The sequence below is a fragment of the Thalassococcus profundi genome, assembly GCF_003344785.1.
In the GTDB taxonomy this organism is placed as follows: Bacteria; Pseudomonadota; Alphaproteobacteria; order Rhodobacterales; family Rhodobacteraceae; genus Puniceibacterium; species Puniceibacterium profundi.
In genome coordinates, this window is record NZ_QPMK01000006.1 from 85,347 (window position 1) to 101,099 (window position 15,753).

Here is a 15,753-nt window from a genome sequence, read left to right on the forward strand (position 1 = left end):
GTGTGCGGGATCTTCTTCTTGGTTAATTTCCATAGACATACCCCGGCAGCCAAAGCGCGATTTCGGGGAAGGCCATGATGATGGCCAGCGCCACGACCATCACGCCGACGAAGGGCAGGATGGACGAATAAATGTCCCGCAAAGTGATCTCGGGCGGGGCCATGGCGCGCATCAGGAACAGGTTGTAGCCGAACGGCGGGGTCATGTAGGCGATCTGCGTGGTGATCGTGTAAAGCACGCCGTACCATATCAGGTCGAACCCCAGCGCGCCCACCAGCGGCACGTAGAGCGGGGCCACGATGACCAGCATCGCCGTGTCATCAAGGAACGTGCCCATCAGGATGAAGCTCAGCTGCATCAGGATCAGGATCATCCAGGGGCTGAGGCCCAGCTTTTCGGTGAACAGGCTCTCGATCGCCTTGACCGCGCCCAGCCCGTCGAAGACCGCGCCGAAGGCGAGCGCGGCAAGGATGATCCACATGAACATGCAGGTGATGCCCAGCGTCTTGCGCACCGAGGTCTCGAACACCTCGCGGGTCATGCGGCCCTTGACCACGGCGGCCAGGAAGGCGGCGATGGCGCCGATGGCCGAGCTTTCCACGAGGCTGGTCCAGCCGTTCACGAAGGGGACCATCATGGTGAAGAAGATGAAGAGCGGCAGCAGCCCCGCGCCCAGCAGCCGAATCTTCTCGCCCATCGGCATAGCGCGTTCTTCGGCCGGCAGGACCGGGCCCAGCGACGGGGTGATGCGGCAGCGGATGACGATGTAGATCACGAACATCGCCGCCATCATCAGCCCCGGCAGCACACCCGCCAGCCACAGCTGCCCCACCGGCTGCCGCGCGATCATCGCGTAAAGCACCAGCACCACCGAGGGCGGCACGAGGATGCCCAGGGACGATCCCGCCTGGATCACGCCGGTGACCATGCGCTTGTCGTAGCCGCGTTTCAGCAGTTCCGGCAGCGCGATGGTGGCGCCGATGGCCATGCCCGCGACCGACAGGCCGTTCATGGCCGAGATCAGGACCATCAGCCCGATGGTGCCGATAGCGAGGCCGCCGGGCAGGCCGCCCATCCAGACGTGGAACATCTTGTAAAGATCGTCGGCGATGCGCGATTCCGACAGGACGTAGCCCATGAAGATGAACATCGGCAGCGTGAGCAGCGGATACCATTTCATCAGCTTGATCGCCGCGGCAAAGCCAAGGTCGAACCCACCGCGGTCGCCCCAAAGGAAGAAGGCCGCGATCACCGCGACAAAGCCGATGGCGCCGAAGACGCGTTGGCCGGTCAGCAGCATCAGCATCATCGACGAGAACATGAGGATGGCAATGACCTCGTAGGACATCAGGTCTTTGCTCCCATGTCGTGGCCGCGGATGCGCAGGACGTCCTTGAAGAACTCGGAAATCGCCTGCAGCAGCATCAGGAAGATGCCCACCAGCATGATCGCCTTGATCGGCCAGAGGTACGGGCGCCAGACCGAATTGCTGCGCTCGCCGCCGTAGCTGATGGAATACATGAAGCTTTCCCAGCCACCCCAGAGCAGGAAGACCAGGTAGACGATGAGGAAGATCACCGTCATCGCGTCGACCTGCGCCTTGCGGTGGTCCGACCACTCTCCGTAAAGCAGGTCCATCCGCACGTTCGACCCCATCTGGATCGAATAGGGCCCGCCAAGAACGTAATAGGCGACCATGGCGAACTGCGCCATCTCCAGCGTCCAGAGCGCCGGGTTGAAGAAGGTCTTGGAGATCGACGACCAGAGCAGGATCGCCATCATCACGAAGATCCCGTACATGACGACCCGCCCGATGCGGTAATTCATGCCGTCGACAAAGGCGATGTAGCGTTTCACGAGGCTCAGCATGCGGCGGCCCCCGTGGTGGAGAGCGCGCTTTCCAGCCAGTCGCCCAGGCGCTTGGCCATGTCGTCCTGCGCGGCGGCGTCTGCAATGAGGTCGTTGCGTACTTCGAGCATGACGTTCAGGTGCTTGCCGGGCAGGGCGTGCTTCTTCAGCGTGTGGGTCACGCCGTCTTCGGGGCCGTAGGGGTCGTTGCGGCGGACGTTTTGCGCGCCGGCGCGGTCCGCGGCGTCCAGCATCGCATCGGCCAGGCGCGCATCGCGGTCGTGCAGCACGCCGATTTCCACCGTCCGAGCCGCGCCATGATAGACCGGCGTGAAGCTGTGCACAGTGACGAGGATCGGATCGCTGCGGTCCGAGATGGCCTTGGCCACCGCCGCGTGGAACGGCGTGTAATAGCTTTGCGACCGGATCTCTCTCTCGGCCTTGTCCAGCTTTGCGTTGCCGGGAATGTCGAAGATCTCGCTCCGCGCCGGCATGGCATCCGGCGCCTCGGGCGGGCGGTTGCAGTCGATCACCAATCGCGACACCGAGGCCGCCACCAGCACCGCGCCGAACCGGTCGGCCAGCCGCTCGGCCAGCGCCAGGGCGCCGGGGTCCCAGGCGGCGTGGCTCTTGCGTGCCTCGACCGACAGGCCCAGCGTTCCGAATCGCTCCGGAATATGGGCGCTGGCATGTTCGCAGACGAAGACCAGCGGCGACACGGCATCGGCGTTGCGCAGGGCAACGGCAGTCTCTTCGTCTGTCTCAAGGTGATTCATCATGACCCCCATGCACAAAGCGTCTTGCCAGCGCGGCCTTCTGTCAACACAATTGTGAAAAGAATATCACAGGGCGTCCGGTTCTGTTATAAATTGCTCAAAAGGTGGGGCCGCCGATGGGAACCAGCAGCCAGACGATCGCCGAGCGCATCCAGAAACGGATGGACGATCTCACCCGTGCCGAGCGGCAGCTGGCGCTGTCGGTGCTGGAAAACTACCCGGCCTCCGGGCTTGGACCGCTGGCGTCGCTGGCCAAGAGCGCCAATGTCTCGGTGCCTACGGTCGCGCGCATGGTGCAGAAGCTGGGCTACAAGGGTTACCCGGATTTCCAGGCCGACCTGCGCGAAGAGCTGAGCGCCATCGCCAAGGGCCCCATCGCCAAGCACGAGACCTGGGCCGGGGCGGCGCCGTCCGAACATATCCTGAATCGCTTTACCGAAGCGGTGATCGACAACATCCGCACCACCATGGCGCATATCGACCCGGTGGCCTTCGACGACGCCTGCGCGCTGGTCGCGGACCGGTCTCGGCACCTTTATATCGTGGGCGGACGGGTCACGCATACGCTGGCCGAATACCTGTTCCTGCACATGCAGGTGATCCGGCCGAACCTGACCCATGTGCAGTCGACCTCGAACACCTGGCCGCATTACCTGCTGAACGCAGGCGAAGGCGACGTATTCGTGGTCTTCGACGTGCGGCGCTACGAGAACAATACGCTGAAACTGGCCGAGCTTGCCCGCGAACGGGGCGCGAAGATCGTGCTGTTCACGGATCAGTGGCGCTCTCCGGTGCACCGCATGGCGGACATCTGCCTGACCAGCCAGATCATCGTGCCTTCAGCCTGGGATTCTGCGACGACGACGATGCTGCTGGTGGAAAGCATGATCTCGGCGATCCAGACCCTGACATGGGACAGCACCCGCGACCGGATGGAAGAGCTCGAGGAGCTCTTCGACAAGACCAAGCTGTTTCGCAAGTTCACCTGACCGGGCGCGTGGTCAGGGCAGGACGACCCGCGCCAGCCACACTAGCGCACCTGCCGCGCAGAGCGCCACGCCGAACGGTATCGGCCGGTCCGCGGTCCAGCCGCCGCGTGTAAGGGCCGCGGCGACCAACGCCGACAGCGCCGCCACCAGCACCAGCAGCGGCAGATCGGTGGGCGGCACCAGCGCGCCGAGCCCCGCCATGAGCTTCACATCCCCCAGCCCCAGCCCTTCGCGATGGCGCAGCGCGGAATAGACCAGCCGCAAGAGAAGAAAGCTGCCCGCGCCGATGGCCGCTCCGGAGAGCGCCAGTGCGGGATCGCCGTAAAGCCAGGCGTAGGCGAGGGCTGCCAGGAACAGCGGCGCGGTCAGGGGATCGGGCAGGCGGAAGTGAAACAGGTCTATGAGGGCAAGCGTCCAGAGCAGCCAGAGAACGAGCGCGATCAGGGCCATTTGCAGGGGCGTATCGCCAACGATCACCGCCAGTACCGCCGACGCGGTGGCGGCGATCTCGGTGTAAAGAAGAGCTGGCGGGATCGCCGCGCCGCAAGTGCGGCAGCGGCCCCGGCGCCTGAGGTAGGACAGCACCGGGACGAGATCGCGCGCGCCCAGAATGGTGCCGCAGGACCGGCAGGCGGAGCGTGGGGCGACGACGCTGATGCCGCGCGGCAGACGGTCGATCACGACACCGAGGAATGACCCGGCCACCGGTGCGACGAGGATAAGCAACAGCGAAAACAGCGCGGTGTCTGTCATCCCGCGACCTGTCGGGCGCCGGGGCGGCGGATGTCCAACTTTGCCAAGACGTTTCGACCTTCGGCGCGGCGCCGAGGACATGGCGGCGGGGGACCGAGCCGGTGCGGGTGGAATCGGGTCACCGAAAAACGATCCGTCCGGCTGCAGCCGCAAAGACGAATAGCCCGTCGCATCGCGCCGCCGGTCAATACAGCCCGTTGATTTCGAGCGGCAGCTTTTCGACCTTGCGTTCCTTGAGCAGGCTGCGCGGCGGTTCGGCGGCATCGGCGTGCCGCAGCTTCTGGTACTTGCGTTGCGCCACGGCCTGCGCCTTGTGGTCGCTGTCGATGATCGTCGGGCGCATGAAGACAAAGAGCGTCCGCCGCGTCAGGTCGCGGCTGCGCGACTTGAAGAGCTCGCCCAGCACCGGCACGTCGCCGAGGCCCGGCACCTTGGAATCCGATTCCAGCTGGTCGTCGGTGATCAGTCCGCCCAGCACCACGGTGCCGCCGTCCTGCGCCTGCACGGTGGTCTCGATGACCCGGCGGTTGGTGATAAGATCCGCCGCACCCGCCACGTTGGCATTGACCAGCGACGACACTTCCTGCGCGATCTCGAGCCGGACGATGCCGTTCGAGGTCACGCGCGGCAGCACCTGCATGGTGATTCCGACATCGCGCCGCTCGATCGTGGTGAAGGGCGTCAGCGTGTTGCCGTCGGTGGCAAAGCTGCCGGTGCGGAACGGCACGTTCTGGCCGACCACGATGGTCGCCGACTTGTTGTCCATGGTGGTGATCGACGGGGTCGACAGCAGGTTGGCCGAGGTCGATTGCGACAGTGCCTGGACGAGCATGCCGAAATTGTCCTGTGCGCCACCCACGGTCAGGCCGGTGGCGAGCCCGCTGGCCTGCGACACGCCGAGCGCTGCCAGCACGTTGCCCAGCGACGCGCCGCCGTTGCCGAAGGACGTGGCGGCGATGCCGCGGTTGGGCAGGTTGTCTCCCAGACCCAGCTGCACGCCCAGCCGCGCGGCCATTTCGCCCGACACCTCGACGATGGCCGCCTCGATCATCACCTGCGCGCGGCGCTGGTCCAGAGCGGCCACCAGCTGCGAGACTTCCTCGATCTGCCGGGACGTGCCGCGGATGACGATGGAATTGGTCGCGGTCGAGGCCTGCACGGAAACTTCGGGCGCCGGGCCGGTTGGCACTGGTGCGCCTTCCTCCACTGCTTCGGCCACCGGGTTTGTCAGGTCGACGCCGCCCTGCAGCGTGTTGCTGACGATCTCCGCCACGACTTCGGCATCGCCGTATTTCAGCCCGTAGATATAGGTCCGAAGCTCTTCGCGCGGGTTGTTGCGCGGCGGCACGTCCATATCGCGGGCCAGGTCGCGGATCTGGTTGATGTCGCGTTCGGTGCCGCGCACCAGAAGCGTGTTCGATCCGGGATCGACCGACAGTCGTGCGCCGGTGCCGGAATTGCCCAGCACCTCGCGGATGGCGGCAATGACTGCCGTCGCCTCGGCATAGGAAAAGCGCACCACTTCGGTGCGCAGGTCGGTGGGCCCGTCGAAGGTGCGCGCGATCTCGGCGATGCGGGCGACGTTGGCCGCGGTGTCGGTGATGATGATGGCGTTGGGATCGGGCAGCGCCTCGATATATCCGGCCTCGTCCACCAGCGGGCGCAGCACGCGCACCGCCTCTTCGGCGGGCAGGCGGTCGAGCGGCAGGAGCTGGGTCACCACGTCCTGACTGCCGGGGGTGCCGGCGCGCGGCGCGACGCCCTTGGACCGCGCTTGCGCTTCGGTCACCACTTCCCAGACGACGCCGCTTTCAACGGCGACGAAGCCGCGGACCCGCAGGATCGACTGAAAGAGCGACCAGACCCCGTCCTGCGTCAACGGCTGGGCCGAGACCACCGTAACCTCACCGGTCAGCGCCGGGTCCAGAACCAGCGTGCGGCCGGTGATTTCGGACACCTGTTCGGCCAGGACAGAGATCTCGGTGTTGCGCAGGTTGATGACGAAGGGCCCATCTCCCGGCGCCTGCGCCGACGCGGGCAGGGCCAGCCAGGTCAGGACCAGCAGGCAGATCGTCCGCAATGTCGCCGTGATGCCGCCGCGCATTCGGGCCCCTTTACCGCAACGGGAAGGACATCATCATCGTGCGCCCCTCCCGGACTATTTCGAGACGGGCGAAACCGGATGCGGCCACCTCGTCATACAGAATTCTGTCGCGCTGCGGATCGCCGACTTGCTGCCCATTGACCCGGGTGACCACATCGCCGCTTCGCAGACCGGCCAAGGTGACCCCGATGTTCGGATTTTCAGTGATCGTATAGCCGTTCTCCGAGGGCTCCAAACCAATCGTTTCCAGCACCGCATCGGGATTGCGGATGATGCGTTCCCGCCACAGGTCGATATAGCCGTCGATATCCTCGGGCGGCGGGGCCTCGCGCAAGTCGAGCGACCCGCGTCCCTTGACCAGCGAGTCGCGCAGACGTGCCATCGGGTCGAGGGTTTCCGCGTCCTGCGCGGCCACCTCTTCGGTCCCCGGCTCTGCCACCGCGTCGGTAAAGCTCAGGCGCAGTTGCGCGCCGCCGCGGGACAGGATGACGTATTGCCCGGCGATCTCGGTCAGCAGGACGCCCTCGGCCACATCGTCGCCCAGCAGGTAGGCCGAGGTGCGTCCGTTCCGCGCGATGAAGGCACGCGACCGCGATGCGTCGCTGTCAACGAGGACGCCGCGCAGGGTGAGGCCGAGCCCGGCGATGTCGCTGACGTCGCCGCTGTCCGGCGACGCCGGGGCCGGGGCGCTGCTGCCGAACGGTGCCAGCGCCTGGATCGCGTTCACGCTGCCGGTCGCGCCCGCACCTGCGTCGCCGCCGGCAGGGGCGCGCAGCGGCTCTGCCGTCGCGGTCACGCGGCCCGCGAGGTGCCAGCCCAGCTGCGTGGCCGGACCGGCCAGCGAAAAGGCCGCCAGGACCACAGCCACGAGCACCACAGCCCAGAGATAGAGCGCTTTCATCGGGTCCCCTCCAGGTAGCCGGTCAGCGTCACCAGCCCGCCCGCGTCCCCGGCACGTGCGACGGCGACCCGGACCTCGTCGAGCCCGGTGTCGGGCAGGGGGCGGCGCGCCACGTCGACGTCCCAGTCCGCGCCCAGCATCCGTTGCCAGGCCGGATCGAGCGGCAGGCCCAGCGAGAGCGCGCTTAGGGCGTTCTCGGCGACCCAGCGCGCGGCGATCCGGTCTTCGAGCGCGGTCGTCTGGGCGGCGTGCCGCTCGACCGCGGTCAGGAGCGTCACGCTACCCACCGCGAGGATCGCCATGGCGACCAGTGTTTCGATAAGGGTAAAGCCGGAGTCGGTGCGTGCGGTCATGGCAGCGTCTCCGCGCTGGCGGAGAATCCGTCGAAGCGAACCTCGAGAGTGCCTCCCTCGGTCGCGAGTTCGAAGACGGCCGCATCCTCGCCCCCACCGTCCAGCGCCGATGTGATGCGGAACGCACCCGCCCGCGCGCCGGGATCGCGCCGCAGGATGACGCCGTTGGCCAGGACGTGATGGTCGGCGAGGGCTTGTACCGCGTGCGGGCGCCAGTCGGACCCGTCCCATTGCGCAAAGGCATAGCCATCCTCGCGCCAGTCCATCCGGGCCGTGCGCCCGTCGATCACGGCGCGTTCCGCCGCGATGTCCAGCCGCGCGGCCAGAAGCGCTGCCTCCTGTGCGGCGTCGCGGCGTTGGCCCGGCTGACCGACCGTCAGGGCCGCGGCACCGGCCAGCACGCCGACCACCACCAACACCACCAGCAGTTCGATCAGCGTGACCCCGGCGTCGCCGGGTCGCGGCGGATGGGCCGCCCGCGCCATCAGTTCGACGCGGCGCGCTGGGCGTTCAGCGGAATATCGGCATTGACGCTGTCGCCGCCCGGTCGGCCATCGGCGCCGAGGCTCACCAGGTCGTAATCGCCGGTCTGACCCGGCGACCGGTAGACATACGCGTTGCCCCAGGGGTCTTCGGGCGTGACCTCGAGATAGCCGTCGGGCGACCAGTTCTCGGGCACCGGCGGGGTCGACGGCGGGCTGACCAGGGCCTGCAAGCCTTGCGAGGTCGTGGGGTACGTGCGATTGTCGAGCCGGTAGAGTTCCAGCGCGCTGGCGATGGACCGCAGGTCGGTCTCGGCGACGGTGACCCGCGCCTCGTCCGGTCGGCCGATCACGTTGGGAACGACCATGGCGGCGATGACGGCGATGATCACCAGCACGACCATCATCTCGATCAGCGTGACCCCGGCATCGCGGGGCGTGGCAGACTGTTTTTTCGGGGCCATGAAACTTAATCCTCGGGCTTGCGTGATTGCCAGCAAGACCTCCGCAGTTTCGACCAATGTCACACAGTCGACGATATCACAGAATTGCCCTTTGCAAAGGGAAAAATGATGGAAAAATCGGGGGTTATGAGGATGCCGCAGGCTGCTTTCGCGGCCTCTGATCCCGTTGTCGATGCCGCGCCCGCGCCGGTTCGACCCGTGCCGCAGGCGCTGGCGCGGGATCGGCTGGTGGCGTCGCTGGGGCCAGCCGCGGCGGACCGGATCCGCATCGTGCCCGCCGAAGCGGTCAGCCTCTTCCGCCTCGATCTGCCGATCCGCGGCAGCCGTCAGCGCCTTGCGGCGCTGCCCTTCGCGCTCGAGGACAGGCTGGCGGGGCCCATCGACGGCCTGCATTTCGCGCTCTGCGACGGGGCGGGCGGTCCGGGGGTTCTGGCTGCGGTCATCTCCCGCGATGCCCTGCTTGCAGAGCGGGACGCGGCGGATGGACAGCAGCTCGTGCCCGAATGTCTGACGCTGCCCGTGCCCGCCGCGGCCGAGACCGGCGCGATGCGCTGGGCGGTCTGCCGCGAAGGCGACCGCGCCCTGGTGCGGCTGTCGGACGGCACCGGTTTCGCCGCGCAGATCGGGGTTCTGAGCCACCTCTGGCGCCACGCGGGCGAACCCGAGGTGACCAGTTTCGGCGCCGCGCTGCCGTCGGACATGCGCTGGTCCGACGCCGAAGCGGGTGCCGAGATACCGGATGCGGCGACCCTCGCCACCGATCTGAGGCAAGGCGCCTTTGCGCCGGACCGCGGCCTTGCGCGGCCGCTCCGGGCGCTGGCGGCGGTCGTAGCGCTGGCGGCGCTGGCGCATCTCGGGCTGGCCTATGCCGACCTGCGGGCGCAGCGCGCGCTGGCGGAGGGTCTGCGCATCGAGGCGCAGCGCCTGCTGGCCGAGCGCATCCCCGAAGCCACAATCTACGACGATCCGCGACTCCTGATGGCCAGCCTCGCGCGGTCCGGCAGCAGCGGCACAGGCGGCGTGCTGCCGGTGTTCGAAACCGCAGCGGACGCGCTGCTGGCGGCGGGGCGTCCCGTCTCTGTGCGCAGCCTGTCCTGGTCCGACCGCAGCGGCGCGCTGACCCTTCAGGTCGAGGCCGCGCGGCTCGAGGACATCCAGCGCATGGAGGAAGCGCTGCGCGGCGCGGGCCTTTCGGTGACCGCCGGCACCGCCACCCAGGCCGAGGGCGCCGCACAGGCCGAACTGGTCCTGCGCGGGGGGGGAGACGGATGACCGGTTTTTCTTCCCTGTCCCGCCGCGAGCGGGTGATGGTGCTGGGCGGCGGCGCGCTGATGATCGCGCTGTCGCTGTGGCGCTTTGGCTGGCAGCCGGTGCAGGCCGAGCGCGCGCAGCTTGCCCAGGATATGGAGCGCTACCTCACCCTGATGTCCGTGGCCGACCAGGCGCAGCAGCCCCGCGCGGCAGATTCGGCGCCGCGCGACACCCGGCCCTTGCCGCTGCGCGTGACCCAAAGCGCCGATGCGGCGGGGCTGAACCTCACCCGCCTCGCGCCCGAAAACGGAGCGTTGCAGGTCACGCTGGCCGAGGCAGACTTCGCTGCCGTGATCGACTGGATCGCGGCGCTGGAGTCGCAGGCGGCCGTCCGTGTCACCGTCCTGTCGCTGGACCGGCTGCCCGCGCCCGGGCGCGTGTCCGCCCGGATGACGCTGGAGGAAGCGACATGACCGCATCCGCGCAACCCCGGCTCGACTACGGGTTCGCCAAGGCGCATGGCGTGCTGTTGCAGGCCCGCGGCGACGGCGCGCTGCGCTGCCTGCACCTGCCCGACGCGCCGCTCGCGGCCCTGACCGAGGCGCAGCGCGTCGCTGCCACCGGCATCGGCTTCGAACGCGTCGAACGCGCCGCCTTCGAAGAGGCGTTGTCGACGATCTACCGCGACAGCGCGTCCCAAGCGGCGCAGCTGGCGGGCGAGGACGATGCCGACCTCTCGGCACTGGCGGAAACCGCGGCGTCGGTGGACGATCTGCTCGACCAGAAGGACGACGCGCCGGTGGTGCGCCTGATCAATGCGCTGCTGCTCGAGGCGGTCAAGGACGGCGCGTCGGACGTGCATATCGAGGTCGAGGAAAAGCGCCTCGTCGTGCGGTTCCGTGTCGACGGCGTCCTGCGCGACGTTATCGAGCCGAAACGCGCGCTGGCGCCGCTGCTGGCCAGCCGGCTCAAGGTCATGGGCAAGCTCGACATCGCCGAAAAGCGCATTCCGCAGGACGGGCGGGTGTCGCTGCGGGTGGGCGGCTACGAACTGGACGTCCGCATCTCGACCTTGCCGTCGCAATTCGGCGAACGGGTGGTGCTGCGCCTGCTCGACCGCGGCCAGACCCAGCTTGGCATCGCGCATCTGGGCATGTCCGAACGCGACCTTTCGGCTTTCGAGCATGTCATTTCCTTCCCCGAGGGGCTGGTGCTGGTGACCGGGCCCACGGGGTCGGGCAAGACCACCTCGCTTTATGCCGCGCTGCATCACCTCAACGACCGCAAGCGCAACATCCTGACGGTCGAGGACCCGATCGAATATTCCATGGACGGCGTCGGCCAGATGCAGGTCAATGCCAAGACCGACCTGACCTTCGCGCGCGGGCTGCGGGCGATCCTGCGGCAGGATCCGGACGTCATCATGGTGGGCGAGATCCGCGACGGCGAAACCGCGCGGATCGCGGTGGAATCGGCGATGACCGGGCACCTCGTGCTGTCGACGCTGCACACCAACACCGCCATCGGCGCCGTGTCCCGGCTCATCGACATGGGGGTCGAACGGTTCCTGCTGGCGCCGATGATCCGCGGGCTGATCGCGCAGCGGCTGGTGCGGCGGCTCTGTCCCGACTGCCGGACCGAGCATGCGCTGACGGCCTCCGAATCGGCGCTGCTGTCGCGCGCCTTGCCCGATGGCGCCCCGGTCTTCCGCGCCGCCGGGTGCGACGCCTGCGGGCAGCAGGGCTACCGCGGGCGATTGCCGATCTACGAGATCATCAAAAGCGATGCGGAGCTCGAGGCGATGATCCACGACGGTGCGTCCGAAGCCGATTTGCTGGCGGCGGCGCGGCGGCGCGGGCCGGGCATCCTGCAGGACGGCATCGCCAAGATGCGCGCCGGGCTGACCACCGCCGAAGAGGTCGCGCGCGTGGTCCGTGAAGATGCGCTCGACAGTGGCGGAGCAGTCTGAGCATGGCGGCGTTTCTCTACCGGGCGGTCGACCCGGACGGCAAGCGCAGCAAGGGCCTGCTCGAGGCCAGCAGCGAGGCCGCCGCGCGGGCGAGCCTGCGCCAGCGCAACCTTCTGCCCATCGCGGTCGAGCCGACGCGCGCCAAGGGCGCGTCGCGCGACCTGTCGCTGAGCCGTCAGAAGCTGCCGCTGAAGCGGCTGGCGCTGGTGACCCGGCAGGTGGCGACCCTGATCGGCGCGCAGGTGCGGATCGAGGACGCCCTGCGCATCGTTGCCGATCAGACGCGGTCGTCAGGTGCCGCGACGCTGCTCTTGAACCTGCGCAGCGCCGTGCTGGACGGGCGTAGCTTTTCCGCCGCTCTGGACGACTATCCCGGCACCTTCGGCCAGTATTACCGCGCCTCGGTGCGCGCCGGCGAAAGCGCCGGGCGGCTGGCGCAGGTGATGGAGCACCTGGCCCTGCACATCGAGGAACAGGCGCGCAACCGGCAGAGCCTGAACCTGGCGCTGATCTACCCGGCGCTGCTCGCGGTGGTGTCGCTGGGGGTGATCGTGGCGCTGCTGACCTTCGTGGTCCCCGACATCGTGCGGGTCTTCACCAGCCGCGGTGCCGACCTGCCGGCGCTCACCAAGGGCCTGATCGCGGTGTCGGACGTTGTCGCGCGATACGGTCTTGCGGCACTGGCCGTTGCGGTCGGTCTGGGAGTGGCCGCCGTTCTGGTGCTGCGCCGTCCCGGCCCGCGCCGCGCCTTTCACCGGACCCTGCTGCGCGCGCCGGTGAGCCGCGGCATGGTCCTGCGGATCAATGCCGCGCAGTTTTCCGGCACGCTGGCGACGCTGGTGCAAAGCGGTGTGCCGCTGGCGGATGCCTTGCGTGCGGCGTCGGATACCGTGCCGAACCTCGAATTTCGTGCCGCCATGCGCGGTGTCACCGAGCGCGTCACCGATGGCGCGGCGCTGTCGGTCGCGGCGCAGGAGACCGGGCTGCTGCCGCCGATGCTGGTGGCGATGATCGCCAGCGGCGAAGCCGGCGGCACGCTGGGCCAATCGCTGGAGCGGGGTGCGGAGGATCTGGCACGCGATCTCAAGGCGATGGTGGCCACCATCGTGGCGCTGGTGGAGCCCGCCGTGCTGCTGGTGATGGGTGGGATCGTTATGCTGCTGGTGCTGGCGATCCTGCTCCCCATCGTCGGTCTGAACGCGCTTGCGGGATGACGCGGGTCCGGCACATGGCTATGACGGAGGGGAACCGGGCGGCAGAACCGGCAGCGCAAGCAAGGGTGAGGAGCAGACATGACCAAGACGCACCACAAACCAAAGCCTGACAGGCCGAACGCCGCGCGACGCAGACTTCTGGGCGGGCTCGCCGCGGGCGCCGCAGTGTCGGTGCTGCCGGGCTGCGGCGCCGTTGAGACGCTGCGAAACTCGGGCGGCGGGACGCCCGGCCCGGGGCAGGCGGCGCTGCTGCTGCCGCTGTCGGGCGCTTCGGCGAACCTCGGCGCGCTGCTGGACCAAGCGGCGCGGCTGGGCGGCGGGCCGGGCATCGGCATTGACATCTTCGATGCGGGCAGCACGCCTGAAACCGCGGTCACGGCGGCCCGGACCGCGGTCGACAGCGGCGCGCGGATGCTGGTCGGCCCGGTCTTCGGTGCGCAGGCCCAGGCGGTGTCGCGCGCGGTGGGGTCGCGAGTGCCGGTAGTGACGCTGTCGAACGACGCGTCGCTGGCCAGCCGCAGCCTCTTTGTCTTCGGCGTGACCCCGGCGCATTCGGCGCAGGCGGTGCTGGCGCTGGCGGCGCAGCGCAACCTGCGCGACATGGCCATCGTCGTGCCGCCAGGCGATTTCGGCGCGCAGTCCGTGGCCGCCGTGCAGGCCATCGCGCCGACGCTGGGCATCCGACTGCGCGCGCCGCTGGTGCGTAGCGCCGCCGGAGGTCTGACCGACGCGCTGGCGGCGGGCGGCGGGATGCCCGATGCGGTCTACCTGCCCGCCGCAGATGCCACCCTGCGCCCCTTTGCCGGGGCGTTGGCGGGGCAGGGCATCCAGCTCATCGGCTCGGCGCAATGGGCGGCGCTGGACCTAGAGGACGAGCGCGCCTTTCGCGATGCCTGGTTCGCCGCGCCGGACCCGCTGCGCTTCGCCCCCTTCCGCGACGCCTTTGCAGAGGCGGCTGGACAGGCGGGCGGCATCATCGCGGGGCTTGCCTACGACGGCACCGACCTGCTGCGCGTGCTGGCGCAGCGCGGCGCGCAGACCCGCGCGGGACTCTTGAGCGAGGAGGGGTTCTCCGGCGTCCTTGGCCCCTACCGGTTCCTGCCCTCGGGCCAGTGCCAGCGCGGCCTTGCGGTTCTCAAGGTCGGCGCGGGCGATTTCAGCCTGATCGGAGCCACGTCTGTATGACCCGCGCGGCACCGCTGCCGCGCGATGCCGGGCTCACGCTGATCGAGCTTCTGGTCGCCATGGCGATCTTTGCGGTGATCGGCGTGGCGGGGCTGGCGGTGCTGGACACGGTGCTGAACGTCAATGCCCGCACCGATGGGCGGCTGGAGCGGCTGGCGCAGGTCGATCGCGCGCTACTGGTTCTGCGGCGCGACCTCGCGCAGGCGCAGCCGACCGGCCTGACGCTCGACGACACGGCGCTGCGGTTTGTCCGGGCCGAGGGCGCGGACGCTGTGCAGGAGGTGACGGTTGCTCTGGACGACACCCGCCTGATCCGCAGCCTGCCGCGCGGCGGCGAGCCGCCGCTCGACCAGGTGCTGCTGACCGGGGTGGAGACGCTGAACTGGCGGGTGCTGGACGCGGGCCGAACCTGGCACGAGACGTGGGAGGGCAGCAGTGACGCGGCGCTTGCGGCCGAACTGACGCTGACGTTTTCGCAAGACGGCGGCGCGGCGCAGGTCACGCGGCTGATGGCTCTGCCCTCGGCGGTGCGCCGATGACGCCGCCGGTCCGTTCCAACGAGGCGGGCATCGTGCTGGTCAACGTGCTGGTGATCCTCGCCATCGCATCGAGCGTCGTATTCCTGATGCTGTCGAGCCGCGACGTGGCGCTCGACCGCGTGGCCCTTCAGGCCGACGCGGCGCGGGCAGAGTGGCTGGCGCTCGGGGCCGAAGCCTCGGTGGTTGACGCCCTGCGCCGCGACCTGGACACGGGGCCGGAAGCCGATCACTTCAACGAGCCTTGGGCCTTGGTCATCCAGGAAGAGGCGGTGCTGCCCACGGGGCGCTTTTCCGTCGCGGTCAAGGATGCGCAGGCCCGGTTCGACATCAACCTGCTGGCCGCGGGCACGCTGTCGCCGGCGATCTTTCTCGAACGGCTGTTGGCAGAGGTCGGCCAGACGCCCGAATCGGCGCGGGATATCTCCCGCGTGCTGTCGGTCACGGGACCGGTGGCGCGGCTTGAGGACCTCGAGGCCTACGGTATTCCGCCGCAGGTTCTGGGCGCGCTTGAGCCCTACGCCGACGCGCTGCCGGTGCCGGGCACGATCAACCTCAACACCGCCGATCCGCTGCTGCTGCGCGCCATGTTCAACAACCGCGCAGCGGCGGCGCGGGTGCAGCGCCTGCGCGACAGCCGTGGGGAGGTCACGCGCGATGGGCTGGCTGAGGCGGATGTGCTGCGCCCCGAGAACAGCGGCTTTACCTCGCGGATATTCGACGTCGAGGTGCTGGCCGAATCCGGGGCGGCGCGCGTGGCGCTGCGCAGCCGCATCCTGCGCACCGACGACCTGTCGGGCAAGGGGGTCGTCGTGATCCGCCGCAGCCTTGTCCCGCCCGATTCGCCGCCACCGACTGCGGACGCCGCAAACGAGAGCGGCCCCCGGATCGCTCCGGGGGCCGCGGTCACTCGTTAAACACAGCACGG

General features: G+C 68.8%; 17 protein-coding genes. 8 read left to right on the forward strand and 9 right to left on the reverse strand.

Going from position 1 to position 15,753, the window contains the following annotated elements; genetic code table 11:
• Positions 1-22 precede the first annotated feature (22 nt).
• Genes DU478_RS10140 through DU478_RS10150 form a run of 3 tightly spaced genes read right to left on the reverse strand, consistent with a single transcriptional unit; the run spans position 23 to position 2,624 of the window.
• Positions 23-1,348 (reverse strand): TRAP transporter large permease, encoded by a 1,326-nt coding sequence (locus tag DU478_RS10140; protein ID WP_114510848.1) that lies wholly within the window; start codon positions 1,346-1,348, stop codon positions 23-25.
• Positions 1,348-1,869 carry a TRAP transporter small permease subunit gene (locus tag DU478_RS10145; RefSeq protein ID WP_199488320.1) on the reverse strand — a complete coding sequence of 174 codons (522 nt, stop codon included), beginning with the start codon at positions 1,867-1,869 and terminating at the stop codon, positions 1,348-1,350. Before DU478_RS10145 ends, DU478_RS10140 begins: the two co-directional genes overlap by 1 nt.
• The gene (locus DU478_RS10150; RefSeq protein WP_114511014.1) at positions 1,863-2,624 is read right to left on the reverse strand and encodes an N-formylglutamate amidohydrolase; all 762 of its coding nucleotides are present in this window, start codon (positions 2,622-2,624) and stop codon (positions 1,863-1,865) included. The genes DU478_RS10145 and DU478_RS10150 overlap by 7 nt, the downstream gene beginning before the upstream one ends.
• Before the next feature lie 116 nt (positions 2,625-2,740).
• Between DU478_RS10150 and DU478_RS10155 the strand changes: the two genes are divergently transcribed.
• Positions 2,741-3,613 (forward strand): MurR/RpiR family transcriptional regulator, encoded by an 873-nt coding sequence (locus DU478_RS10155; protein WP_114510849.1) that lies wholly within the window; start codon positions 2,741-2,743, stop codon positions 3,611-3,613.
• Positions 3,614-3,625: 12 nt separating this feature from the next.
• Here the strand turns inward: DU478_RS10155 and DU478_RS10160 are convergent, their stop codons facing one another.
• From DU478_RS10160 to gspG, 6 genes are all read right to left on the reverse strand, one after another.
• Positions 3,626-4,366 carry a prepilin peptidase gene (locus DU478_RS10160; RefSeq protein WP_158545767.1) on the reverse strand — a complete coding sequence of 247 codons (741 nt, stop codon included), beginning with the start codon at positions 4,364-4,366 and terminating at the stop codon, positions 3,626-3,628.
• A gap of 184 nt (positions 4,367-4,550) precedes the next feature.
• Complete coding sequence (gspD, locus tag DU478_RS10165) at positions 4,551-6,470, reverse strand: type II secretion system secretin GspD (RefSeq protein WP_114510851.1); 1,920 nt, start codon at positions 6,468-6,470, stop codon at positions 4,551-4,553.
• Between the two features lie 10 nt (positions 6,471-6,480).
• Positions 6,481-7,371 (reverse strand): type II secretion system protein N, encoded by an 891-nt coding sequence (locus DU478_RS10170; RefSeq protein ID WP_114510852.1) that lies wholly within the window; start codon positions 7,369-7,371, stop codon positions 6,481-6,483.
• Positions 7,368-7,724: a type II secretion system minor pseudopilin GspI gene (gspI, locus tag DU478_RS22885; RefSeq protein ID WP_158545768.1), complete on the reverse strand. Its 357-nt coding sequence runs from the start codon at positions 7,722-7,724 to the stop codon at positions 7,368-7,370. Before gspI ends, DU478_RS10170 begins: the two co-directional genes overlap by 4 nt.
• Entirely contained in the window at positions 7,721-8,209 is a 489-nt protein-coding gene (locus DU478_RS10180) for a prepilin-type N-terminal cleavage/methylation domain-containing protein (RefSeq protein ID WP_114510854.1), read from the reverse strand. The genes gspI and DU478_RS10180 overlap by 4 nt, the downstream gene beginning before the upstream one ends.
• Entirely contained in the window at positions 8,209-8,670 is a 462-nt protein-coding gene (gene gspG, locus DU478_RS10185) for a type II secretion system major pseudopilin GspG (RefSeq protein ID WP_114510855.1), read from the reverse strand. The genes DU478_RS10180 and gspG overlap by 1 nt, the downstream gene beginning before the upstream one ends.
• A 132-nt stretch (positions 8,671-8,802) precedes the next feature.
• Between gspG and gspL the strand changes: the two genes are divergently transcribed.
• The 7 genes from gspL (at position 8,803) to DU478_RS10220 (ending at position 15,742) form a co-directional block, all read left to right on the forward strand.
• The gene (gspL, locus tag DU478_RS10190) at positions 8,803-9,942 is read left to right on the forward strand and encodes a type II secretion system protein GspL (protein ID WP_158545769.1); all 1,140 of its coding nucleotides are present in this window, start codon (positions 8,803-8,805) and stop codon (positions 9,940-9,942) included.
• Positions 9,939-10,394 carry a type II secretion system protein GspM gene (gene gspM / locus DU478_RS10195; protein WP_114510857.1) on the forward strand — a complete coding sequence of 152 codons (456 nt, stop codon included), beginning with the start codon at positions 9,939-9,941 and terminating at the stop codon, positions 10,392-10,394. Before gspL ends, gspM begins: the two co-directional genes overlap by 4 nt.
• Positions 10,391-11,890: a GspE/PulE family protein gene (locus DU478_RS10200; protein WP_114510858.1), complete on the forward strand. Its 1,500-nt coding sequence runs from the start codon at positions 10,391-10,393 to the stop codon at positions 11,888-11,890. Before gspM ends, DU478_RS10200 begins: the two co-directional genes overlap by 4 nt.
• Before the next feature lie 2 nt (positions 11,891-11,892).
• Positions 11,893-13,104, forward strand: a complete 1,212-nt coding sequence (locus DU478_RS10205; RefSeq protein ID WP_114510859.1) for a type II secretion system F family protein — start codon at positions 11,893-11,895, stop codon at positions 13,102-13,104.
• Between the two features lie 78 nt (positions 13,105-13,182).
• On the forward strand, positions 13,183-14,289 hold the full coding sequence (locus DU478_RS10210) for a penicillin-binding protein activator (RefSeq protein ID WP_114510860.1): 1,107 nt from the start codon (positions 13,183-13,185) through the stop codon (positions 14,287-14,289).
• Positions 14,286-14,828 (forward strand): type II secretion system protein GspJ, encoded by a 543-nt coding sequence (locus DU478_RS22890; RefSeq protein WP_114511015.1) that lies wholly within the window; start codon positions 14,286-14,288, stop codon positions 14,826-14,828. The genes DU478_RS10210 and DU478_RS22890 overlap by 4 nt, the downstream gene beginning before the upstream one ends.
• The gene (locus DU478_RS10220; RefSeq protein ID WP_114510861.1) at positions 14,825-15,742 is read left to right on the forward strand and encodes a type II secretion system minor pseudopilin; all 918 of its coding nucleotides are present in this window, start codon (positions 14,825-14,827) and stop codon (positions 15,740-15,742) included. The genes DU478_RS22890 and DU478_RS10220 overlap by 4 nt, the downstream gene beginning before the upstream one ends.
• The last annotated feature ends 11 nt before the right edge of the window (positions 15,743-15,753 follow it).

Coding starts and splice junctions, on each gene's coding strand:
- gspL (WP_158545769.1), top strand. CDS start 8,803: ATGCCGCAGGCTGCTTTCGCGGCCTCTGATCCCGTTGTCGATGCCGCG.
- DU478_RS22890 (WP_114511015.1), top strand. CDS start 14,286: ATGACCCGCGCGGCACCGCTGCCGCGCGATGCCGGGCTCACGCTGATC.
- DU478_RS10210 (WP_114510860.1), top strand. CDS start 13,183: ATGACCAAGACGCACCACAAACCAAAGCCTGACAGGCCGAACGCCGCG.
- gspI (WP_158545768.1), bottom strand. CDS start 7,724: ATGACCGCACGCACCGACTCCGGCTTTACCCTTATCGAAACACTGGTC.
- DU478_RS10180 (WP_114510854.1), bottom strand. CDS start 8,209: ATGGCGCGGGCGGCCCATCCGCCGCGACCCGGCGACGCCGGGGTCACG.
- DU478_RS10170 (WP_114510852.1), bottom strand. CDS start 7,371: ATGAAAGCGCTCTATCTCTGGGCTGTGGTGCTCGTGGCTGTGGTCCTG.
- DU478_RS10145 (WP_199488320.1), bottom strand. CDS start 1,869: ATGCTGAGCCTCGTGAAACGCTACATCGCCTTTGTCGACGGCATGAAT.
- DU478_RS10220 (WP_114510861.1), top strand. CDS start 14,825: ATGACGCCGCCGGTCCGTTCCAACGAGGCGGGCATCGTGCTGGTCAAC.
- DU478_RS10140 (WP_114510848.1), bottom strand. CDS start 1,348: ATGTCCTACGAGGTCATTGCCATCCTCATGTTCTCGTCGATGATGCTG.
- gspM (WP_114510857.1), top strand. CDS start 9,939: ATGACCGGTTTTTCTTCCCTGTCCCGCCGCGAGCGGGTGATGGTGCTG.
- DU478_RS10200 (WP_114510858.1), top strand. CDS start 10,391: ATGACCGCATCCGCGCAACCCCGGCTCGACTACGGGTTCGCCAAGGCG.
- DU478_RS10150 (WP_114511014.1), bottom strand. CDS start 2,624: ATGAATCACCTTGAGACAGACGAAGAGACTGCCGTTGCCCTGCGCAAC.
- gspD (WP_114510851.1), bottom strand. CDS start 6,470: ATGCGCGGCGGCATCACGGCGACATTGCGGACGATCTGCCTGCTGGTC.
- DU478_RS10155 (WP_114510849.1), top strand. CDS start 2,741: ATGGGAACCAGCAGCCAGACGATCGCCGAGCGCATCCAGAAACGGATG.
- DU478_RS10160 (WP_158545767.1), bottom strand. CDS start 4,366: ATGACAGACACCGCGCTGTTTTCGCTGTTGCTTATCCTCGTCGCACCG.
- DU478_RS10205 (WP_114510859.1), top strand. CDS start 11,893: ATGGCGGCGTTTCTCTACCGGGCGGTCGACCCGGACGGCAAGCGCAGC.
- gspG (WP_114510855.1), bottom strand. CDS start 8,670: ATGGCCCCGAAAAAACAGTCTGCCACGCCCCGCGATGCCGGGGTCACG.